Consider the following 23654-nt stretch of genomic DNA (forward strand, 5'->3'; position numbering starts at 1 on the left):
TCCGCTGGCTAACCCACGCTACAAAGAGATTCAGATGGACGATCAATCATTAAAACAGCAAGCTTTGTATTATCACGAATTCCCAACCCCAGGGAAAATTAGCGTTACACCTAGCAAGCAGCTGGTCAACCAACACGATTTAGCCTTGGCGTATTCACCGGGTGTCGCAGCACCATGTCTTGAAATTGAAAAAGATCCTTCAAAAGCAGCGCTTTATACTGCACGTGGGAACCTTGTTGCCGTGATCACAAATGGTACTGCCGTTTTAGGTCTAGGTAATATTGGTCCACTTGCTTCTAAACCTGTCATGGAAGGTAAAGGCGTTTTATTTAAAAAATTCGCAGGTGTTGATGTATTTGACATCGAAATTGCAGAAAATGATCCTGACAAAATTGTCGATATTGTTGCTGCATTAGAACCGACTTTTGGTGGTATCAACCTTGAAGACATCAAGGCACCAGAATGCTTCTATATTGAACAAAAACTTCGTGAACGTATGAATATCCCAGTGTTCCACGATGATCAGCATGGTACATCCATTATCGTTGGATCTGCTTTACTGAATGCTTTGCAATTAAATGGCAAAAAAATTGACGAAATTAAAATCGTCGCTTCAGGCGCAGGTGCTGCAGCTCTGTCTTGCCTAGATTTACTTTGTGCCATTGGTGCAAAAAAAGAAAATATTATTGTTGCAGACTCACGAGGTCTACTTACAACAAAACGTGAAGGTCTAGACGACTCTAAAAAACGTTATGTACAAGATGTTGAAGGCACTCAACTGGCTGACGTGATTGCAGGCGCAGACATGTTCCTCGGTTTATCTGCTGCGGGTATCTTAACCAAAGAAATGGTTAAGCTGATGGCAAAAGATCCAATTATTTTCGCACTTGCCAACCCAGATCCTGAAATTCTGCCTGAACATGCACACGAAGTTCGTGATGACGTGATCATGGCGACAGGTCGTTCAGACTATCCAAACCAAGTAAACAACGCACTGTGCTTCCCTTACATTTTCCGTGGTGCTCTTGATGTAGGTGCAACCACCATCAATGAAGAGATGAAAATTGCATGTGTCTATGCGATTGCGCGTATGGCACACATTGAAGCAGATGCGGCATCTTATGGTGAAAAATCTGCATCCTTTGGTCGTGATTACTTAATTCCACGCCCACTTGATCAGCGTCTGATTTTAGAAATTGCACCTGCTGTTGCACAAGCGGCCATGGATTCAGGTGTTGCTAGTCGTCCAATTCAAGACTTCTCTGCATACCGTCAACGTCTTTCTGAGTTTGTTTATAACTCAGCACTGATGATGAAACCTATTTTTGCTCAAGCAAAATCTGATCCGAAACGTATCGCTTATGCTGAAGGTGAAGACCTACGCGTACTTCGTGCAGTACAAATTGCGGTCGATGAAGATCTTGCAAAACCAATTTTAGTCGGTCGTACTGCGGTTATTGAAGCAAACATTAAAAAGTTAGGCTTACGTCTTGAACATGGTGTGAACATCACGATTGTCGATCAAGAAAAAAATCCTGACTACGAATTGTTTGCAGATGACTACTACACGCTTATGCAGCGTAAAGGTGTAACACCTGAATATGCACAACGTGAAGCACGTCGTCGTTCAACCTTGATCGCATCGATGTTAGTGAAACATGGTAAAGCTGACGGTATGCTATGTGGTACGTATTCAAGCTATGATATTCACTTAGACTTCGTTAAAAACATCATTGGTAAAAAAGAAGGTCACAACTCTTTCTTTACACTAAATGCTTTAATGCTTGAAGACCGTAACCTGTTCATTGCTGACACTTATGTCAACACCAACCCAACAGCTGAACAGTTGGCTGAAATGACAATTTTAGCCGCTGAAGAAGTACGTCGTTTTGGTATGACACCACGTGTTGCTCTACTTTCTCACTCAAGCTTCGGTTCAGACCAGACCGACCCAAGCGCGCAAAAAATGCGTAAAGTGTTTGAGATTTTGACGCAAATCGCGCCAGAACTTGAAGTTGAAGGTGAAATGCATGCGGACGCGGCATTGGATGAAAACATCCGTAACTTTGCATACTCAAACTCGCGCTTCAAAGGTTCTGCGAACCTATTAATCATGCCAAACTTAGATGCAGCCAACATTTCATTTAACCTGTTGAAATCAACTTCAGGTAATAATGTTACCATTGGCCCTATCCTACTTGGCGCAGCGAAACCAGTTCATATTTTGACACCGACAGCAACAACACGTCGTTTAGTGAATATGACTGCGCTGACTGTAGCGGAAATTCAAGAAGCGGAAAAAAACGGCGACTAATTGTTTGTCGTTATACACGTATCTTGTGACTTGAGAAAACCTCTATTCTGTAGCATGATGGCTGCAAGAATAGAGGTTTTTTCATGCAAGTTTATTTAGTAGGCGGTGCGATCCGAGATCAGCTTCTGGGGCACCCCTATCACGAAAAAGATTATGTAGTTGTCGGTGCAACGCCTGAACAACTGCTTGTCCAAGGTTTCCAACCTGTAGGTAAAGATTTTCCTGTTTTTTTACATCCTGAAACAAAAGATGAGTATGCACTTGCCCGTACCGAACGTAAGTCAGGGCATGGTTATCATGGCTTTGAGTTTTATACCGACAGTACTGTTACCTTAGAACAAGATTTAATTCGGCGTGACCTCACCATCAATGCCATCGCTATGGATGATGAAGGCACACTGTATGACCCCTATGGCGGCCAACGCGACTTAGAGCTCCGTGTTTTACGTCATGTTTCTGATGCTTTCGTAGAAGACCCACTACGCGTCCTCCGTGTTGCACGATTTGCTGCACGTTATAAAACCCTAGGATTTTCGGTGGCCGAAGAAACGTTAGCACTGATGCAGCAACTCGCAGACTCGGGTGAACTGGAGGCACTAACCCCTGAACGCGTTTGGAAAGAAACCTCTCGTGCTCTGATGGAAGATCATGCCGATGAATACTTTGAAGTGCTACGTCGCTGTGGTGCTTTAAAAGTACTTTTTCCAGAAATCGCGGCACTTTACGGTATTCCACAGCGCCCTGAGTATCACCCTGAAATTGACTGTGGTATTCATACCATGATGTCCTTACAGCAAGCTTGTCGTGCCAACTACGCACTAGATGTTCGTTTTGCTGTTTTGGTACATGACTTAGGCAAAGCTCTGACACCTGTGGACGAGCTACCGCGTCATATTATGCATGAAGAACGCGGGGTCAAACCTGTGACTGAAGTGTGTGAACGTCTAAAAGTCCCAACGCAGATGAAACAGCTCGCTATTACGGTCTGTAAAGAACATTTGAAATGTCATCAAGCCCTAACCTTAAAACCAGGCACTTTGTGGCGCTTACTTCAACGCTTAGATGTACTACGTCGTCCAGAACGGGTTGAAGCCTTTGTGCAGGCCTGTGAATGTGACTCACGTGGTCGTTTAGGGCTTGAAGATCGTGAATACCCACAGTCGGCATATATTTTAAAGGTGATGGATGTTGTGCGAAATATCAAAGCACAAGACCTACCTGCGGATATTAAAGGCCCGGATATCGGTGAAATGCTGATTGAACGTCGAATACACGCAATTGGAGAACTGAAGGCTCAATACAGCTAAACCTTGATCGACTCAAATAAAGCGCCACAATCGGCGCTTTATTTAATTTCACTTATGTCCCGTCCTGAAATAAGTTTACACCTTTAAGAGGCTTATTTTATGGAACATGAACGAGAACAAAGAGTTAAACGTACACAAGGTGATTATAGCTTTGCCTTTAAAATGATGGTTGTACATGAAGTAGAAAAAGGGCAAATTACTTATAAACAAGCTCAGGCAAAATATGGTATTCAAGGAAGATCAACTGTGCTGGTATGGTTACGCAAGCACGGACAACAGGACTGGACTTCGAATATGCCGCCTTCTTCTAAACGCCAATTAACACCCCAACAACGAATCCGCCAATTAGAAAAGCAGTTAGCCGCAGAAAAGCTTAAAACTGAATTTATTCAGGATGTGATTTATCACATTGATAAAGAATGTGGGACTGATCTTGGAAAAAAGTATACCGAGCACGTTTCAAAGATTGGCAAAGCCAAAGAGGACTAAGCGTTTCACGTTATTGTCAGTGGTTGGGAATCACCCGACAAGCTTATTATCAAGCAGAAAAACGTGCTCAAATGACTGCACAAGCAACTGAACAAATACTTGAGTTGGTTATGGAATATCGTTGTCTCATGCCAAGTATCGGAACACGTAAGTTGTATTGGCTTATTAAAGGCAAATTGTTGCAGCGTGGTTTAAAGTGTGGACGGGATCAGTTATTTAAAATATTGAAAGAGCATAATTTATTGATTCGCCCCAAGCGTCGCTATACAAAAACTACGGATAGCAAGCATTGGATGAAGAAGCATCCAAATTTATTAAAGGATTATTCAGCAGTGCAAGCCAACGAAGTCTTTGTTAGTGATATTACTTATGTTGAGAGTGCTGAAGGCGTACATTATTTATCATTGGTGACAGATGCTTATACCCGTCAGATTAAAGGTTATAAGTTATCGAATGATATGCGTGCGGAGAATGTTATGCAGGCTCTACATATGGCGATGCAGCATGTGACGGATCGAGCGACTAGGATGATTCATCATTCAGACAGAGGCTCTCAGTATTGCTCTGAGCTATATCAATCGGCATTGCACCATTATGGGATATGTCCTTCCATGACAGATGGATACCTTGCGAAACAGTGTTTCTCATATCAAAATGCATTAGCAGAGCGGATTAATGGAATATTAAAGCAGGAGTTTTTAACTACACGATGTCAAACCATGAAGGAGTTAGATCACTTAATTACGGAATCTATCATGATTTATAATTGCTATAGACCACATTTAAGTTTAAATATGAACACCCCGAATCAGATGTATGAGCAAACTAAAACCGAGCTAATTGCTTAACTCGGTTTGAAGTGGAATACTGTCAATCTATTTCAGGACAAGACATTAAGAAATGGATGCGGGAAAGGTAATCACCTTTTCCAACTGCATGTGTTCTGTTGCAATCATTAACAAACGATCCACACCTAACGCAATACCTGCACATGCGGTCATTTGAGGCAAAGCAGCCAATAAAAACTCATCGACTGGCATCACATGTAAGTCTAACTTTTCACGTTCAGCATTATCGGCTTCAAAACGCGAACGCAACACCTCTGCGTCGATCAACTCATCATAAGCGTTGGCGAGTTCCAAACCTTCAATATACAACTCAAAACGTGCTGCAACCAATTCACCGTCTTCATCCGTTTTAGTTTTGGCAAGCGAGGCTAGCTCTGGTGGAAAATCGGTTAGAAATACGGGCGTATCAAAACCTAGACTTGGTTCTACAAAATGTGAAAAGAGCAAATCGATATAGCCAAGTCGGTCATCACCCAAGTCCAAATTTAAACCCACGCGATTACAGCAGTCTTTTAACTCCTTCAAACTGGCTTGCAGTGGGTTCAAATCCAAACGATCCATAAACGCATGCTTATAGCTCAAAATGGTAGGGCGAACTTCACCAAAACGCTGCGTTAATGTGACATTCAATAAGTCTGTCACTTCAAACATTAAATCTTTCAAACTGAAATTCGGTCTATACCATTCCAGCATGGTAAATTCACTATTGTGTTTACGACCATGTTCATCATCACGGAAAACTTTACAGATTTGATAAATTGGCCCACTACCGCTGGCCAATAAGCGCTTCATGGCAAACTCAGGTGAGGTCTGCAAATAATGTGTTTGTTGCTTACCTTGGACATGGCGCTGTGCTTGAACCGAAGCCAAATGCACATCGGTCACCCCAGCTTGAGATAAAATCGGGGTTTCAACTTCAAGCACTTCACGTTCAGCAAAAAACTGGCGAATTTGGCTATACATTTGCGCGCGAGCACGCATGGCTTTTAAGTCACAGGTTGGCTGATAATGGATCACGTCCTGACTCATGCCTTTGGTCCTCCGTGTGCAGCCCATTCACGGCGTAATGGATAGGTCTTTCTTAAATGATCAAAGGCTTTTTGGTCAATCATGCCTTCTTTTAAGCAAGCACGTAAGGCTTGGTCATCCCGTGCAATCGGGTAGATTTCACTTAAATGCTGTTGAAGTGCAGATTTCAAATCTTGCCCTTCAAAATACTGCGCGCACAAAGGCAACTGCGACTCGAAACTTTTATGGGCTTCAAACTGAAAGGTTTTACAAAAGGCTTCATAGATCATTTGTGTACCACGGGCTTTGCCTTCTAAGCTATAACCTGCGATATGCGGCGTCACCAGACTCACAGCATTCAATACTTGTTCAGAAATCACAGGCTCATGTTCAAAGACATCTAATACCACTTTGCGCTGTGTTTTTTCGATGTCGGCCAATAAAGCTTGCTCTTCAATCACAGGCCCACGCGCAGAATTAATCAATATTGCTGTCGCTTTCATCGCAGCCAAAGCTTCGGCATTGAACAAATGATAGGTTGGATGTAGTCCTGTTTTGGTTAAAGGTACATGCAATGAAATCGCATCGGCAGTACTTAATAAGGTATTAAAATCAACCTGCTGAATCGTATCTTGCTGTACAAAAGGATCATGGCCGATCACATTCCAGCCCAATAGTTTGGCCATATAAGCTAAACGAGAACCGACGTTTCCTAGACCAATGATCCCCAAAGTAAAATCATCCTCAGCGTTCAGCAATGCTGGCTTGAGATGGAGCAAAGCCGTGATCACATATTCAGCCACCGCCTGCGCATTACAACCTGCGGCATTCGCCCATTGAATATTCTGTTTCTCAATAGCGTCAATATCTAAATGGTCTGTACCAATGGTTGCACTCCCTACATATTGAAGTGTGGTGTTATTGATTAATGCTGGATTGACTTGAGTTACGGAACGCACCAACAGTGCTTTGGCATCTACAACATCGGCATGCGTTAAAGTACGCCCTGCTTTGTGCTCAACTTCACCAAATTCGGCAAAAAAATAATCGGTAAATGCGAGATTTTCATCTGCCACGATTTTCATAATGTTTTCCAACGCTTTGTTGGCTCTATGATAACCGTTGCACAAGCTCAACACTATGTTGCTCTGCAATACATCTGAATAAACAGTCACAATGTTTCATCTGAATGGCGAAAAGCGAATCCTTAAAAGACTGGTTTAATATAGTTTGACTACATTCAAAAGGCTGAAAAATATGAAGCCAACGCAGTCAACCTGATGACCGTACAAATCATTAGACCAATAATTCAGTACTACTAAAAAAAACCTTCTCCCCACCATTTCAGAGAGAAGGCAAAACCTCAAACGTGTAATAAGTTAGATAAATTATTTAGATTTGTATGAGAGTTTCACACCCACTGCATATCTGGTATTGTCGTGGAAATCACCAACAATACGACGGTCTGAAGTTTCACCTTTCGCATCACCAAACCACATATAGTGACCGCCTAAGCTAAAAGCCAATTTTTGATTGATATTATATTTAGCAGCCAAACCCGCACCCCAATACCCGTTCACAGGACCTAAAGTTGGAGCTGGGTCACCCGCACCAGAGTCCCATAAACCAGAGACTGCGATTGCTAAATTTGGTGACAAACGTTTGCCTAAACCAATTTCGACAGCCAATTGGTCTTCAGAATAATCAACTAAAGGTAGACCTTTACCCAAAGCTTGTGTCGTTGCTGCTTTGAGTACAGCGGGATAATAAGCAAAATCACTCCATGGCACATATCGAACTTTTGCATAAACTGCTGTGGTGGCATTCAGACCTGTTTGCAGGTTTAAATTCACAGACTCTGGAGTCGTGATCGTACCTGAGTTACTGTGCGAATAATCCCCTGCAAATACAATATCCGCCAAAGGTACATCTTCATGAATGGTGGCTTTATGCTCAACTTCTGAACGGTACGTTAATGATGCCAAAATCCCCTTTTCAGGTTTGGCATAGCTTACACCCGCAACCCAACCTACAGCCATATCATCAAAACGGTTGTTATAACCACTATTCTTCGCGTAGGTAAAACCACGTAAATGAACATCTGCCTGAAGTTGTTGAAGTGCTGGGCCAGCATAAATCATGACATTTTTATTCAGGTTATAACCAAACAATGTCGTGATATTTCTCGATTTCACATCAACACGCGTCTTGGCATCTTCCGCTGGCGGGTTTGTTGCGACGAAGTTATTCTCACCCTCAAACTTTACTTTTGCACCATAAGGCTCATCATAAATCACGGCAAGACGTAAATTCGGGCTTAAATCTGTTTTTACTGCATAATTGAGTAGTTGAAAGTCTTCAGCCATATTGGAAATTGAATGCCCACTTGCATCTGTGCCTGTCACATCAGGTGACATATGCGTATATCCCACTTCTGCATAGGTGCCAGATTCAAACAAAGCATCAATTTGTTGTGGAGAACGCTCAAGACCCGCAGCATAGGTTTGGCCTGCACATACGGACAGTATCGCCCCAATGAGATACTTCTGATTCAATTTCATTTCTATTCCTTTAGTTGCGTTTTAAAACAGCAAATGCCGACCATTCCTATGAAAAGCACTCACCATATTTGATTAAATCTTGGATGACTTAATCCTTTTTGTTGGCCTCAAATATGTATTAAGGCGTATAAAACTCGACGACTTTTATGGCGTATTTGTGAGGGATAAATAACGTATGCTTGGATATACACATTTCAGTGTTAATTGGATTTGAAAATTGATAACAGCGGTTCTGTTCTTCTGATTCATCATAGCTATACATCCTTTTAAGCTTTGTTCTCTTGTAATCCACTACAAGACTTTTCTATCTCTGTTATTTTCGAACGTTTTATCTCGTTACTATCATTCGATTTCGCATCGATCTTTTTTAAATATGCTTTAGATTTTAAAGAAACCCACAATCGTCCTTAATAGTGGGTTTCTTTAAAACATGACTTACGATTTTCACTCTGAGACGGAGCATTCAATCTGCTTCAGAAGATTAGCAGTCTTAAAGCGCAGAGCAACCATGCGAAAGAATGGTTCTAGAATGGTTTAGCAAAATAAATTATCAAATAGAAAGGTTTTAGGTGCGGCCACAGTCCGTAGCAGCACCTTATACAGAATGCATTCAAATCTATTGTTTAAATCTCGACCATATCGAAGTCAGCTTTAGATATCCCACAGTCAGGACAGCTCCAGTTCTCGGGGACATCTCGCCATGGCGTACCCGCGGCAATTCCCTCTTGTGGCCATCCGAGTTGCTCATCATAAATCCATCCACAAACCAAACATTGATAGCATTTCATGTTAAGTCCTCATGTATAGAGGATGACTGAGCGAACAATCCCGCAAACTTCTGCTGAATTTTCTGTTTGGCTTTAGGGTAAATATTCATTTTGCTGAAATCACCGGCATAATGCTCCACCACCCGTTGATCCATCAATTTAAACCACCACTTCGGAATCAGTGCCGGTAAAATCATGGCTCCATAACCTGCTGGAAGCTGCGGTACGTCGTCATAGTTTCTTAGGGTTTGAAAACTCCGCGTTGGGTAAGCGTGATGGTCAGAGTGACGCTGCAACTGATACAAGAATAGATTAGTCACCAAGTTGTTATTGTTCCAACTATGTTCTGGCTGGGTGCGTGCATATTGGCCATTTTCAAGCTGCTCCCGCTTTAGGCCATAGTGCTCAATATAATTTACGACTTCAAATAACGTAATACCGTACAAAGCTTGAGTGGCTTGGGTGACCGCAATATTTTTCCCAAAACATTTCAGCATCGCCGCATGATAAAGCCCTGACATCGCCCAACCTTGCAACAACTCATTCTTGAGTGACCAAAAACCAAGACCTTGGCGCTCTAAACGTCGAGTTTCAATTTCAACTGCCGACTTAAAACTGCCCACAACCGTTCTCGGCCAAAACTGCCAAAAAGACTCGCCCATTTGCGAAGAAGCTGGGTCCTCAGGTGTCGCCACACGGTGATGGTGCCCATAAGGATGCTCAATTCGAAAATGATTATAAGCCGTCGGTGCCAATGCCAAATGCGACAACATTTGTTCTAATTTATTCGGTTTATGACTCAGCTCATGTGCAGTATTAATCGCGACACCATTCAATACACCCAATAACGTACCAATAAGCACACGATCATGCGTTGGAGTGCTATCACGACTGGCGAGGTATAAAGCATATAAGTTGGCAGTGTATTGTAGTGGAATAAACAACTTCACAATACGGGCATAGTAGGGATCGGCCTCTAAGGCTGCAATTGCGGCATCAGGTGGGTTTTCGCTGTCCTCACCAATCAATTTGTCCAAAGCTGGCATGACCACGTGCATAAAAATCGGGCCTGTCGAGGCAAACACCGAACGTAATTTTTTGGGGCCAAACTGATAGCCTGCCAAAGCACCCATAGCAATACACGGGTACGCCAAACCAAATAACCATAAATGCCGTTTTTTATCCTTAAACTGATGTTCACTGTGCTGCTGCTCAAGCAAGGTCAGTGCATTCATGTGGAACTCCTTTTTATTTTAGATAGAACGCTTGCTCATTATTGGTAAAATCAGTTGTGATCATTATTCATTTTCGGACACTATATATTCAAAACAAGACATCACTTTAAAAATATGAATCCTCACATTCCATCTATTCCAGCCCGATATTATTTGCGTTTGCTGCCTTTATTGCTGGAACGCGAGATGGATTTGACTGAACTTTTTCAACTGTTAGGAACGGATTTGAGCAGCTATGTACAACAGGAGGATGCCAAGCTTTCTCTGGCACAAATTGAAACCTTAGTCAGCTATTTACTTAAATTTCCAGAAAACCGTGATTTGGCCTTTGAGCTCGGTCGCTCCTTAAAATTGAGCGCCCATCATTTAGTGGGTTATGCCTTACTCAGCTGTGAAAATGTTATGCAAGCCTTAGGCGTGATGTCGCAATATTTCAGCTTAATCATGCCGAACTTTCGACTAAAAGTGACTGAGTTAACAAGCGTCGTGGTTTTGGACATTCACCCGCTGCAAGCCATGAGTACGCTCACATTGAATTTTCATTTAGAAGCCATTGCCGTGGGTTTTTGTAGCAGTTTTTCAGAATTACTCAATCACCAAGTTAAACCCTATGACATTCATTTATCGGTGTTTCAACCGACTTATGTACAAGCTTTACAGCAACTCAAGCCCGCTCAATTTCACTTTGGTACACTCATTCGTCCTAGCATTAAAATCTTTATTCAAGCGGATAATTTAGACACGAAGCTCCCCAAAGCAGATGCATTTTCATTGAACATTTTGGAACAACAGTGCCGCGAACAACTGAAACAAATCAGTTTAGATGGAGAGATTATTGACTGGATCAGCATGATGCTCCGTGAAGCATCTCCACCGCCTAGTTTTGAAGACTGCGCTCAAATGTTGAATGTCTCAAGTAAAACTCTGCAGCGCTATTTAAAAAAGCAGAATGCCAATTTTAATACCATTCGTAAGCAGGTCATTTTAAGCCGTGCTGAGCACCTGCTAATGCACACCAACAAAAGCATCACCGAAATTAGTTTTGAGCTGGGCTACTCCACGGCAGCGAATTTTTGTAGGACATTCAAAGCTGAATTAGGCACCACACCACAGATGCATCGGCTGAATTCCACGTCGAAGCTAAACTGAACTTTTTAGCCTCAATAAAGGATGCTTTCAAAAGAGTTCATAACGAATGAAACAATGATTATCCTGCCAAAATAAATGTCGTAATCCCTGCTGGTTTTATTTCAATATCAATAGTAATTTGATATATAACTGTATAATAAAACAGATTTTAAATTTATTTTTTGGGGCAAGGATGCGCGAAACTGATCACGAAATTATTCAACTTTTTAAACAACACGTTCACCCGCTTTCAAGCAAACTCACCGAAATGTTAAATGAACATTTCTCCCACCAAACAGAACGTCGCGGTTGCGGCTATACGCAGGCGACACGTGTTTTAGCGGACTATATTAACAGCCCTAGACTCAGCCAAGATTTTGCCGACTTAAAACTGTTTGACCAATACGAAACCAAGACCTTAAAAGTATTGCTTGAGCAATCTCAGTACATGATTTCAGATTGGCATAATTTAGATTTGAATGAGCAAATTCAATCGCTGCTCGCAACCGAAAACAGCTCTGAATTTGCTCAGCAAGTGCAACGTCAGCGACAGTTGCAACAACAATTACGCAATATCACCACACAAGCGCAACTGGAAGAAACTCAAATTCTGTGTCAATTGATTGCCGATATTATTCTCCCGCAAAACACGGCGAAAACAGGTTTGGTTGAGCTCAAAGCCTTGGCTGAAAAACCGAAAGTCGGCTCTTGCCCCATGGCTGAAAATTTCTTCCTTAAAATTGCCCATGGCCGCGTCTTAAGACAGGGCGAGCTCAATATATTTGTCGATGAACAACAGCAGCCCTTATTGCTGGAAAAACTCAATATGGGAGATGATCATTCCTGTATTAGCCTAAAACCGATCCTGATGAATGGGGTGTGTTTGCCTGCGGGTTCATTGTTCTCAGTCAACTATGATCGCACAGCCATTCAAAACAAAACTCAAAACCAGCAATATAAAGGCTATGTAATTCCCTATTCTGAGATCAATGGCTTTTGGTTTTTAAGACTCACGACCTTAGCCATTTCTCCTGAAAATCGCGCACGTGCTTTTACAACGCATTATCAGCAGCAAGTTGAAAATGGTTTATTTAGTCCGGGAACCACATGCCTACAACAATTGGTTGATGTCGCGACCGCGCAAATACGGAGCTAAACGCATGCTACAGGTTTGCTACTCACCAGATTATTATGCTCAGACTCATACCAACAGTATGGAAAAACTGAGCGCTGTCGCCGATGCTTTAGATCCTCTCGGTATCGTACAGTTCCATCGCCCTGAAAAGCTCTCCATAGATATTTTAAAACAACTGCATGATCCAAAATATGTCGATGCTTTTGACACAGGGTTCCCTGAAAAGTTAGCCACGTTCCAAGGTTTTAAGCCTTGGAATACTCAACTGCGTGATGCGGTTTATCAGATTAATGCAGGGCAAGTTCTTGCAGCAGAATTGGCATTCAAACATCAAATTTCGGCTAATATCGCGCAAGGTTTTCATCATGCAGTTTACGAACACGGTGGGTCTTTTTGTACCTTTAACGGGCTGGCTTTGGTCGCGCAACAATTTCCAGATAAACGTATTTTCGTGCTGGACTGTGATCAGCATGGCGGTAATGGTACGGCAGAATTTACCCGCCGTTTTGACAACTTATTTAATTATAGTATCTATGGGCTGGCCTTTGGTTGTCCGACCTACGAACGTTCAGAAACCTATCATGTGCATAAACATCAAGGGAATTTTAGCCAATACATTTTAGCGATCCATCAAGCCTTTCAACGCGCCCTAGACTGGAACGCTGATTTAATTATTTTTCAGGCGGGGATGGACTGCCATCAAGATGATCCTTGCGGCTCATCATGGTTCAGCACAGAACTGATTGAAAAACGAGATGAAATTGTGTTTCGCTTGGCCAAAAAACACCAACTGCCTTTGATGATTGTTTTAGCTGGCGGCTATCAAGCACTACCAGAACTGGTCAAGCTTCATGTAAGAACGTTTCAAACCGCTTATAAAACTTACTATGCTGAATAAAAAATGCCAGCATATTGACATACACTGGCATAGATAGCTCGGCTATTTAATTAAGAAAAATCAAGCTCTTTCTCAAAGCCTTTTAATTCATAACGCGCCATCGCTAAGTTAGACTTGGTACGGTCAAGTACCAAATATAAAAACAATGTTTCATTGCTATCAAGCGGACGAATCAAATGATATTGCTTACCCAAAGTAATCAAAATATCTTCAATGTTATCGTTTAATTGTAATGCTTTCGCAACTTTACGCTTAGAACGTACAACTTCAGTATTACCTGCTGCTGCTAATTCTAAGTCTACACCACTCCCCTGAGTCGCAAGTGCTAAGCCACTATCACTGTCTACCAGTGCAGCAGCAACAAAACCATCAATCCCTGTTAACGTATCTAAACTAACACGTGCCATCTTATTCTTACCTCTAGTTATAGGGTTACCCCAAAAAATTTAAAGACCTAGTTTCTTACGCAACTTTCCAATAAAACCGCGTAATTTATTCATTTGCCCTATTTCTACTTGTTGTGTATCTGCCTGATACTTCACTTCATTTTGATCAATAAACTGACCTAATTGCAGTAGAACAGCACATGCTACAAAATTCAATACCCTTTCATTACTTAAATTTAAGGACTGTTTTACTTGATCAATTTGTGCGCCTTGTGAGAAACACGTTGCCATCTTCAAAAAGTCACGACGTTGTAAATCTTTTTCAAACTGAGGCCATATTTCAAGCTTAAAGTTCTGATTCAAGCTGACTTGCGGTAACTGAATCGCAGGTGAAGCATTCACCACTTTCCATAGCCAAATTCTTAGGTCATAAACGTCTTTATCTTTGATCATATCTTGGACCAACTGTGCAGTTGCATACGTTTGGTTCAAGGTCTCATTAAACTGAATTTCTTTATTCGGCTCTATCCAAACACGTTCGGTCCGCGTATCAACTAAAGCGAGAAAACCACGGGCATCGAACAACTGAATATAGCCATTACGTGGTGTAAAAATTTCACTAAAAACCTGTTCCGTGGTCATCACTGGGTTCAACACTGTAGGCATAACAGATTGAACAGGTGGAATGACTTCAAGCGTTGACTTCACAGGCACGGTAAGCTTATGTTGTGACAATACTTTTCTAAATAACCAATCGTGCAAATGTTCTATGTTCGAAAATGGGTAGAACAATTGATCTCCGACAATGCGCCCTGCATTTTCAACCTTTTTGACCAGACGCAAATACACAATGTTTTGAATAGTCAGCAACTTTTGAATGCCCGGTGAATTAAAAAACACATCATTGACCAGCAATAAATCTATTTTTTGCTCAGCAAGATTGACCCATCTCACATTCAAATTTTCAGGTAAAGACAGTAAAATTTGTTCTTTTATTTGCTCTAACGAGTTTAAACTTAAACCAAATACTGCAATATTTAATACGTTTTTCATGCCTAAACCCACGATAACCTCACCCTTTAAATCACGGCATCACGCCGATTGATATAATTAAAAATCAAAAAATATAGAATTTCTTATGATGCAAGGCTGAGTGGCGCACTGCTTAATCGTGCACTTAACTCTTTGTAGTAATACAGCATCTGCCCCATCAAAATATCTGTGTGGGTGACCGCCACCATGACCATCGGATGCTGTGGGTGGTGGACAGCCGTTAAAAAGACTTTGCCATTGTCCGCATCAAGAGTAATGGTTTGGCAGCCCAACAATTGAATTTCTGTAATAAATGCATTCACCATAGCCAAGATGGAGCTGCTGACTGCTGCAATTTTTCCTGTATTGTCGATATTTTTCTTTGAAGCCAAAGCAAGCTCAAAACCATCCGATGAGCACAACATCACAAAGTCGATGCCTGTAACGGTATTTAAAAAACGTTGTAACTCGATATGGGCAGACTCAATCAGTGCTTGCGGAATTTCACGTGAACTATTCATTTATCCTACCTATGCAACTGCAGATTCAGCTTGCATTTCTATTGTTGCAATTAGTGTTTCAATCATCAGTAAAACATCATCTTGTTCACGCGCATCAACGGCAAACAGCGGAAATTGTTTTTGATGGATCTGCATCCAATCACGGTAAATTTTGAGCTTATGCTGATCTTCTTGATCTAAATGCGTAATGCCAACCACTACATTTGACCCATACTGCTCAAATGCTTTTAAATAAAACTCTAAATCCTTTAAACGATCTGCTTGGCTATGATCGATTAAGATCACGATTCCTATTGCACCCTTGCAGACAATAGACCACATAAAATCAAAACGATCTTGGCCTGGAGTACCGTACAGGCCTATCTGCGTACCGTCTTCAAGGCTAATTTCACCGTAATCAATACCCACAGTCGTCAAAAATTTATGGTGCGCTGCAGTATCAGTGTTTACTGCTTCTGTCGTCACGACAGGAATATCAGACAATGCTTGAATGGCAGCAGATTTTCCTGCCCCCATGGTTCCCCCGAAAACAATTTTGTACTGCTGTAGTATCATCAAGAAGTCCCAAGAACAATAAAATGCCTAATAAGTCACATTATATTTAATTTTATTGACAAAAAACATCAGATTTTAAACCATTTAGTAAAATCCACTTACATATCTCCCTACTTTTTGTATACCTTTTGAGCTTTTTTATACAAACGTATACTATTTAACTTTGCTTAAGTATCTGTCTTTTCTTGTTATTTAAATTAAATAATAAGAATCATACTCAGTTAGGGCGTGATTGGCATTTTTTACCAAGCAAAATTCAATCTATAACTTAGATCAAAAAATACATTTGAAAGATTTTTCCAATCAACAAAACAAGAAACTTCACGTTTTCCTATGTTTAGCCGATGGTTTCTTCGCTTAATTTCTGTATCCAAACGTCATGAACTGATTTAAACGAAAGGTTACGTGTCGATTTTGATTCTTTATTGAGGCTGGAACTGTAAGCTTTGGCTTATTCGAATAAAGGATAAGTTTTTTCTAGTGGCTTATTTTCATTACGAAATAAAACTGGTAAAGCTCACAGAGCTGTAATCACGATGAGCTTTGAAGAGGCTTCATTTATTCGATGCATTTATCTCACTAACGTTCTCATCATAAAAAAATCCTCCAAAGCCTTGGAGGATTTTCGGTGCTGATTGAAAGCAAACTTACACTTGCACACTCGCCTGACGCTGTTGTCTTGACGCTGGCAAAAGTTCTTCAAACCTCTGCATCAGTTCAGGGTTTTCAAGTTGCCATTTCGGCTGCTTGTCTTTATCAATCAGCAAGGCACGGACACCTTCAAGCATGTCACCCTGCTCAAACCAAATATCTTGTAAATCGCGCTCCAACTGCATGCACTGTTCTAACGATAGCCCGCGCCCTACATGCTGAAGTTTTAGGCTGATTTGCTTGGCTAACAAAGAACGCTGTTGTAAGTTTGCTAAGATCTTTTCAGCCCAATCCATATAATCACTATCTAATGTATTGGCAAGGCTGTCTTCAATTTGAGCCAATTCAGCATGAGAAAAATGCTGGCGAATCGCATCTTCATACTGTTTTAATTCACTAGGCGCAGGTTCTTTTAAATAACGTGCAATGGTCTGTTCAATAGATTGTTGGGTTAATTGCGCGGCATGTCCCAGTTCTGTTTGTAACTGCTGTAACTGTTCACTCGGTACTAAATAATCGATTAAATCTAAGTGCAAAGCATCACTACTACTAATCTGTTCACCCGTCACTGCCATGTACACACCGATATCGTCTAAACGAGACAGAAAATGGGTTGCGCCCACATCTGGGAAAAAGCCAATCGCGGTTTCTGGCATGGCAAAACGTGATCTTTCACTGCTAACAATAATCTGGCAAGCTTGTGCCAAACCAAAGCCACCGCCCAAGACATAGCCATCTAAAAACACCACGACAGGTTTCGCATATTGGCGTAGGCTCTTCAGCATGTGATATTCATCTGCAAAATAGCGCTGATAATTGGCAGTTCCATTTTGATAACTGTCATATAGGAAGCGAATATCCCCGCCTGCACAAAAGGCTTTCGGGCTATTGGAGTTAATCAAGATGGCTTGAACTTGTTCGTCCTCGCGCCACAGTTCTAGCTGCTGGCTAATGCCATGAATCATACTTAAGGACAGTGCATTCAGATGACTCGCGCGATCTAGCGTAATCACACCCAAATGTCCTTGGAGGCTGATCTGTAAATTATTTTCCATGCGCAGACTCCTTATTTATTGATTTTTAAATTGGGCTGGTCGCTTTTCCACAAAGGCTTTCATGCCTTCTTTCTGGTCAGCTGTGGCAAAGATGGAATGGAAAGTGCGACGCTCAAAGCGTAATCCCTCACTCAAACTCACTTCAAAGGCACGATTAATAGTTTCTTTTATCATCATGGTTGCAGTGAGGGATCGTTCCGCAATTTTTTCCGCAGCCTCTAAGGTATAGGCCAATAATTCTTCTTTCGGTAGCACACGTGCCACCAAACCACTGAGTTCTGCCTCAACTGCGCCCATTTGCCGTGCGGTTAAACACATCTCCATAGCTTTGGCTTTACCCAATGCCAACGTTAAACGCTGTGTTCCGCCAATACCTGGAATCACACCGAGTGTCACCTCAGGTAAACCAAATTTGGCATTATCCGCACAGTAAATAAAATCACACATGAGCGCCAACTCACAGCCGCCACCCAGCGCATAACCGCTTACCGCTGCGATCAACGGTTTACGACGCTGTGCGATGCGGTCTGCCAAATGGAAAAAATCATCAAAATAGATATTCGGGAAATTCAGCTCGGCCATTTCTTTAATATCGGCACCTTCGGCAAAAGCTTTTTCAGAACCCGCCAATACCATACATCCAATCTCAGCATCGCGTTCAAACTGGTCTAAGGCCTGGTTAATTTCAGCAATCAGTTGACTATTCAAGGCATTCAACGCTTGAGGGCGGTTCAGGGTAATCACCCCGACGCCTTTGCGCTTTTCAACTAGAATCGTGTCCCACTGTAAATCTTCGATGAATGTTTTTTCCCACTGCATGTTGCGATCCTTTCTGTATAGACCAATACACATGTAACGTTAATATCTCGTGATCGCTGACATGTGCAAGGGTCAGTTTTTTCGATATTGGGTTTATAAACTACGGGCAATCACCAAGCGTTGTATATCACTGGTCCCTTCGTAAATCTGACAAATTCGGGCATCACGATAAATCCGCTCTATCGGGAAATCTTTCAGATAGCCATAACCCCCAAAGATTTGTAAGGCATTTGAACAAACCCGCTCGGTCATTTCAGAGGCAAATAATTTCGCCATCGAAGCTTCGGTTAAACACGGCTGACCCGCTTCTTTTAAACGCGCCGCCTGATGTACCAACTGACGTGCCGCGGCAATTTCTGTTGCCATACTGGCAAGTCGGAACGACACCGCTTGCTGTTCGAAAATGGGTTTACCAAAAGCTACACGCTCTTTAGCATAACGGGTGGCTTCCTCCAAAGCAGCACGCGCCAATCCAACAGCCTGAGCGGCAATGCCAATGCGTCCACCTTCCAAATTCGACAAGGCAATTTTTAAGCCTTCGCCTTCTTTGCCGAGCAACATGCTTTTATGCACACGCACATCAGTCAAGGCAATTTGACAGGTGTCAGGTGCATTTAAACCGAGTTTTTCTTCGACCCGAATCACTTCATAACCCGGCGTATGACGCGGGACCAAAAAGGCACTCATGCCTTTTTTCCCAGCGCTAGGATCGGTCACGGCAAACACGATAATCACGCCTGCGTTATGCCCTGAAGTAATAAATTGCTTGGCGCCATTGATAATGTAATGGTCACCATCTTTCACAGCGCGGGTTTTAATGGCTGCGGCATCGGAACCTGTGTGTGGTTCGGTCAGTGCAAAAGCGCCAATCATTTCCCCTTTGGCTAAAGGCACGAGAAATTGCTGCTTTTGCGCCTCAGTACCAAATTTCAAAATCGGCACGCAACCCACTGAATTATGTACACTCATAATGGCCGATGTCGCACCATCGGCAGCCGAAATTTCTTCTAGCGCCAGTACATAAGCCAAGTTACCAGTTGCCGAACCACCCCATTCTTCAGGCACCAACATACCCATAAAACCCAATTGCCCCATTTGCTGTAAGGCTTGGGCAGGAAAAGTCCCCTGTCGATCCCACTCACTGGCATAGGGTTTAATTTGTTCTTGGGCAAAGCTTTTTGCCATGTCCTGAATCAGGACTTGTTCTTCAAAAAACATACCTTGTCGATCCCACTCACTGGTATTCGGTTTCATCTGTTCTTGGGCAAAACTTTTCGCCTTGTCCTGACTCAGGACGTGTTCCTCAGTGAATTGCATAAATCCTTTCCTTACAATCTCTTCAATTTAAACAGTAGCCGCAGTTTGTTGTTTAGCAATTTCCTGATTGCGCAGTAAAAAGCGTTGAATCTTCCCACTTGGTGTTTTTGGAAGTTCAGTCACAAACTCAATCAAACGCGGATAGGCATGGGCAGATAAGCGTTTTTTCACAAATTGGCTCAGTTCATTTTCGAGTTCAGTACTGGCTGCACTTTCACCGGATAAAATCACAAAAGCTTTAATCACTTCGGTTCGCTCAGGGTCAGGCACACCAATCACTGCGGCTTCAATCACTGCATCATGCTCTAGCAATGCACTTTCGACATCAAATGGGCCCACGCGATAACCCGACGTGGTAATCACATCATCACTGCGTCCGACAAAACTCATGCTGCCATCGGCATGCATTTCAGCGGTATCACCGGTTAAATAATAATGTCCAATAAAGGGCGATTTACGGCTTTCTTGATAACCGCCAAACCACATCATCGGAGACTGGCTAATATCCACCGCTAAAATTCCCGGGCTATCTGCACCGAGTTCATTGCCCTGTTCATCTAGTGCCACAACACGATAGCCGGGACTGGCAAAACCGGCCGAACCTGCACGAACCTCATGTTCCAGCGCATGGTGATTACACACCACCATCCCGACTTCGGTTTGGCCATAATGGTCAAAGATCGGGGCATCTAATACTTGTTTGAACCAGCGAAACACTTCAGGATTCAATGGCTCACCTGCACTGCTGACGACACGGAATTTGCCACGGAGTTTCGCCATTTGCTTCGGATCAGCCGCCATCATCATACGGTAAGCTGTAGGTGCACCTGCCAAGTTATTCACACCATAGTCATCAACGATCTGGCATAGACTGTCGGCGGTAAATGCGCCTTCATAAAAAATGGTCGGATGACCCAATAAGAGCGGACCCGTAATGCCGTAATACAAGCCATAGGCCCAACCCGGATCAGCAATATTCCAGAACGAATCTTCAGCTCTTAAACCAATCGCATCTTGCATATAGGCCCCAAATGCAATCAGCGCTTTGAGTGGCACTTGCAAGGGTTTAGCAGGACCTGTGGTGCCTGAAGTAAACATCAGCAAGAACGGATCTTGGATATTCATCATCACCAGTTCACATTGATCCGACTGTCGGTTCACTTCTGCCCAAAAACTGAAATCGCCCTGATACAGTCCTGTGCCTTTGGCTCCTGACACGGTCACAATTGCAGGGTAGCCTTCTACCTCATGCAATTTGTCGCGATTACCGACATCGGTCACCACCAGTTTGCTTTGTGCCAACTGTAGACGGTGTTCAATGGCTTTGGGACCAAACGCAGTAAATAGCGGTTGATAGACTGCACCGATGCGCCATGTGGCTAAAATGGTAATAATCAGCTCAGGCGTACGTGGCAATAAGCCCGACACGCGATCGCCTTTTCCAATCCCTTGTGATTTCATGAAATTGGCAAATTGGCTGGCACGTTGTTGTAACTCTCGAAAGGTATATTGCTCTTTACGACCATCTTTACCCTGCCAAAACAAAGCAATCTGCCCCGGCAAAGCATGCCGATCACAGCACTCATAACACGCATTCAGCGCATCGACTGAACCTGATAGAAACCGTTGCGCAGCCTGCTGTAAATCAAAGCTTTGCTGCGCTTGTTGATAATTTGAAGTCATCCTTTCACCTCAGTCACATTTTTTGTTATTCACGACAAGGGTTTTTTATCGGGTGCATTCATTGCACCCTTTCATTTCTTTTAAATCAACTTTCTCGGGGTAAATACTGCTGGATAATGCTGGAAAAATCTAAATGCGCATTGCCTTGCAAACACAGTTGTTGATACAACTGCTGTGCCAAACCACCAAGTAATACAGGTTGCTTGACTTGGCCTGCCGCTTCAATGGCCAAACCTAAATCTTTGAGCATGAGTTGCGAGGCAAATCCGTCGGTGTAGCCGCGACCTGCGGGTGCATTTGGACTAATGTCTGGCCAAGGATTACAGATTTCAGAACTCCAGCAACGACCACTTGAACTATTGATCACGCCTGCAAGGGCATGTGTATCAATGCCCAATCGACTGCCCAAAGCCATACCTTCTGCCACGGCAGCCATGGAAATGCCCAAAATCATGTTATTGCAAATTTTAGCAATTTGCCCTGCCCCCACCGCACCACAATGCACCGTGTTTTTGCCCATAAAGCTTAAAATCGGCTTCACTTGCTCATAAGTCGCATCATCGGCGCCGACCATAAAGGTCAAGGTGCCTGCTTTGGCGCCAATGGTGCCACCAGAAACAGGGGCATCACAAACCTGAATCTGGCGCTGCTGTCCTTCGGCAGCGACATCTTTAATGGTTTGCGGATCGATGGTACTAGAGTCAATACACAGACTACCTGCCCGCATCACTGCCAGAATCCCCGTCTCACCCAAATACACGTCACGTACATGCTTGGCTGCGGGCAACATACTGATGACGACATCTGCTTGCTCAGCCGCAGCTTGCGGACTGTCACAAACAATCCCACCACTTTCAGCAAACTGTTGTAAGGCTTTTTCACTCAAGTCATAACCCAACACCGTTTGCCCTGCTTTGAGCAGGTTCTGTGCCATCGAACCGCCCATATTCCCTAAACCAATGAAAGCTATCTTCATCTCGCTACTCCTTAGCGTAAACTGATGGTGGTATTGACTTCCCCTGCTTCTTGACTGTCTTCAAACCAACGACTGGTAATGGTTTTAGTTTGCGTATAGAACTGTACCGCTTGTTTGCCATAAGGGCCTAGGTCACCGAGCTTTGAGCCACGTGAACCTGTAAAGCTAAAGAATGGCACAGGGACTGGAATTGGAATATTGATGCCCACTTGACCAATATCAATACGGTTTTGGAAGGTACGTGCCACTGCACCACTTTGGGTAAATAAGCCTACGCCATTCCCAAATGGATTGGCATTCACCAGTTCAATCGCCTCATCCAACGTCTCTACACAGAGAATCGTCAATACTGGACCAAAGATTTCTTCTTTATAAATGCGCATATCCGTGGTGACATGATTAAACACCGTGGCCCCGACAAAGTTGCCATTTTCATAGCCTTTGACTTGAATATCACGACCATCCAGCAGCAGTTCGGCACCTTGTTCTACACCACTGTTAATCAGATCAATGACTCGGGCTTTGGCACGCGGTGAAATCACAGGGCCAATGTCCGTATTCGGCTCATGACCTGCATTCACGCTCAAGGTTTTGGCTTTTGCAACCAATTCATTGATCCAGTGTTTACTGTCACCGACCATGACTGCAACTGAAAGCGCCATACAACGTTGCCCTGCCGCACCAAACGCTGCACCGACCATGGCATTCAAAGTTTGTTCTTTATTGGCATCAGGCATCACCACCACATGGTTTTTCGCGCCCATCATCGATTGCACGCGCTTGCCATGTTGACCCGCCAAGTTATACACATGCGTGGCTTTGTTGCACAAAGTTTTGAAATGCAAAGCGCCCCGAATTGAGCCAAATTTAAGGCGTAACTTGGGTAAGTGGTCGACCTAATTCCGTAAATCTGTTAAGGACTGCTACACGTGCATGGATCTCATTGACTTGGCTATCAAAACTCCTTGC

General features: G+C 43.0%; 20 protein-coding genes and 2 pseudogenes. 6 read left to right on the forward strand and 16 right to left on the reverse strand.

Features of this window, described 5'->3' with window-relative positions; genetic code table 11:
- Positions 1–34: 34 nt before the first annotated feature.
- From F986_RS08240 to F986_RS17845, 3 genes are all read left to right on the forward strand, one after another.
- The gene (locus F986_RS08240; RefSeq protein ID WP_017397204.1) at positions 35–2314 is read left to right on the forward strand and encodes an NADP-dependent malic enzyme; all 2280 of its coding nucleotides are present in this window, start codon (positions 35–37) and stop codon (positions 2312–2314) included.
- 83 nt (positions 2315–2397) lie between these two features.
- A complete protein-coding gene (locus F986_RS08245; RefSeq protein ID WP_004693954.1) occupies positions 2398–3621 on the forward strand; it encodes a multifunctional CCA addition/repair protein in 1224 nt (407 codons plus the stop codon).
- A gap of 99 nt (positions 3622–3720) precedes the next feature.
- Positions 3721–4958, forward strand: a protein-coding gene (locus F986_RS17845; protein ID WP_115613872.1) for an IS3 family transposase whose coding sequence is annotated in 2 segments (ribosomal slippage) — positions 3721–4057 and positions 4057–4958 — 1239 coding nt in all. Because the reading frame shifts where the segments join, the coding sequence is not laid out codon by codon here.
- 45 nt (positions 4959–5003) lie between these two features.
- Here F986_RS17845 and epmA read toward each other — a convergent pair.
- The 5 genes from epmA to F986_RS08280 all read right to left on the reverse strand — a co-directional run bounded on the left by epmA (position 5004) and on the right by F986_RS08280 (position 10529).
- Positions 5004–5987 (reverse strand): EF-P lysine aminoacylase EpmA, encoded by a 984-nt coding sequence (gene epmA, locus F986_RS08260; RefSeq protein ID WP_004693957.1) that lies wholly within the window; start codon positions 5985–5987, stop codon positions 5004–5006.
- Entirely contained in the window at positions 5984–7051 is a 1068-nt protein-coding gene (locus F986_RS08265) for a 4-phosphoerythronate dehydrogenase (RefSeq protein ID WP_004693959.1), read from the reverse strand. The genes epmA and F986_RS08265 overlap by 4 nt, the downstream gene beginning before the upstream one ends.
- A 303-nt stretch (positions 7052–7354) precedes the next feature.
- Positions 7355–8527, reverse strand: a complete 1173-nt coding sequence (locus tag F986_RS08270; protein ID WP_004693961.1) for an OmpP1/FadL family transporter — start codon at positions 8525–8527, stop codon at positions 7355–7357.
- Between the two features lie 623 nt (positions 8528–9150).
- A complete protein-coding gene (locus F986_RS08275) occupies positions 9151–9315 on the reverse strand; it encodes a rubredoxin (RefSeq protein ID WP_004693963.1) in 165 nt (54 codons plus the stop codon).
- Complete coding sequence (locus F986_RS08280; protein ID WP_004693965.1) at positions 9312–10529, reverse strand: alkane 1-monooxygenase; 1218 nt, start codon at positions 10527–10529, stop codon at positions 9312–9314. The genes F986_RS08275 and F986_RS08280 overlap by 4 nt, the downstream gene beginning before the upstream one ends.
- Positions 10530–10643: 114 nt before the next feature.
- Here F986_RS08280 and F986_RS08285 point away from each other — a divergent pair, with 114 nt between their 5' ends.
- From F986_RS08285 to F986_RS08295, 3 genes are all read left to right on the forward strand, one after another.
- On the forward strand, positions 10644–11678 hold the full coding sequence (locus tag F986_RS08285) for a helix-turn-helix domain-containing protein (protein ID WP_004693967.1): 1035 nt from the start codon (positions 10644–10646) through the stop codon (positions 11676–11678).
- Positions 11679–11850: 172 nt separating this feature from the next.
- A complete protein-coding gene (locus F986_RS08290; protein WP_004693969.1) occupies positions 11851–12813 on the forward strand; it encodes a hypothetical protein in 963 nt (320 codons plus the stop codon).
- Between the two features lie 4 nt (positions 12814–12817).
- Entirely contained in the window at positions 12818–13690 is an 873-nt protein-coding gene (locus tag F986_RS08295; RefSeq protein WP_004693971.1) for an arginase family protein, read from the forward strand.
- A gap of 50 nt (positions 13691–13740) precedes the next feature.
- Here the strand turns inward: F986_RS08295 and F986_RS08300 are convergent, their stop codons facing one another.
- The 11 genes and pseudogenes from F986_RS08300 to F986_RS18230 all read right to left on the reverse strand — a co-directional run.
- Complete coding sequence (locus F986_RS08300; protein ID WP_004693972.1) at positions 13741–14097, reverse strand: roadblock/LC7 domain-containing protein; 357 nt, start codon at positions 14095–14097, stop codon at positions 13741–13743.
- A 39-nt stretch (positions 14098–14136) separates the two neighbouring features.
- Positions 14137–15129 (reverse strand): hypothetical protein, encoded by a 993-nt coding sequence (locus F986_RS08305; protein WP_227555140.1) that lies wholly within the window; start codon positions 15127–15129, stop codon positions 14137–14139.
- 83 nt (positions 15130–15212) lie between these two features.
- Positions 15213–15629, reverse strand: coding sequence for a roadblock/LC7 domain-containing protein (locus tag F986_RS08310; protein WP_004693977.1), 417 nt, complete (start codon positions 15627–15629; stop codon positions 15213–15215).
- Between the two features lie 9 nt (positions 15630–15638).
- Entirely contained in the window at positions 15639–16184 is a 546-nt protein-coding gene (locus F986_RS08315) for a GTP-binding protein (RefSeq protein WP_004693979.1), read from the reverse strand.
- A gap of 647 nt (positions 16185–16831) precedes the next feature.
- The gene (locus tag F986_RS08320) at positions 16832–17896 is read right to left on the reverse strand and encodes an enoyl-CoA hydratase/isomerase family protein (RefSeq protein ID WP_162921200.1); all 1065 of its coding nucleotides are present in this window, start codon (positions 17894–17896) and stop codon (positions 16832–16834) included.
- A gap of 9 nt (positions 17897–17905) precedes the next feature.
- Entirely contained in the window at positions 17906–18709 is an 804-nt protein-coding gene (locus F986_RS08325; protein ID WP_004693982.1) for an enoyl-CoA hydratase, read from the reverse strand.
- Positions 18710–18802: 93 nt separating this feature from the next.
- Positions 18803–19927: an acyl-CoA dehydrogenase family protein gene (locus F986_RS08330; protein ID WP_026056473.1), complete on the reverse strand. Its 1125-nt coding sequence runs from the start codon at positions 19925–19927 to the stop codon at positions 18803–18805.
- 126 nt (positions 19928–20053) lie between these two features.
- Entirely contained in the window at positions 20054–21709 is a 1656-nt protein-coding gene (locus F986_RS08335) for an AMP-binding protein (RefSeq protein WP_004693985.1), read from the reverse strand.
- Positions 21710–21794: 85 nt separating this feature from the next.
- A complete protein-coding gene (gene mmsB, locus F986_RS08340) occupies positions 21795–22685 on the reverse strand; it encodes a 3-hydroxyisobutyrate dehydrogenase (RefSeq protein ID WP_004693988.1) in 891 nt (296 codons plus the stop codon).
- Positions 22686–22696: 11 nt separating this feature from the next.
- A pseudogene (locus F986_RS08345) lies at positions 22697–23500 on the reverse strand (aldehyde dehydrogenase family protein); the annotation flags it as partial.
- A 52-nt stretch (positions 23501–23552) separates the two neighbouring features.
- Positions 23553–23654, reverse strand: a pseudogene (locus F986_RS18230) (IS5/IS1182 family transposase); the annotation flags it as partial.

The sequence above is a fragment of the Acinetobacter johnsonii CIP 64.6 genome (assembly GCF_000368045.1).
Taxonomy (GTDB): Bacteria; Pseudomonadota; Gammaproteobacteria; order Pseudomonadales; family Moraxellaceae; genus Acinetobacter; species Acinetobacter johnsonii.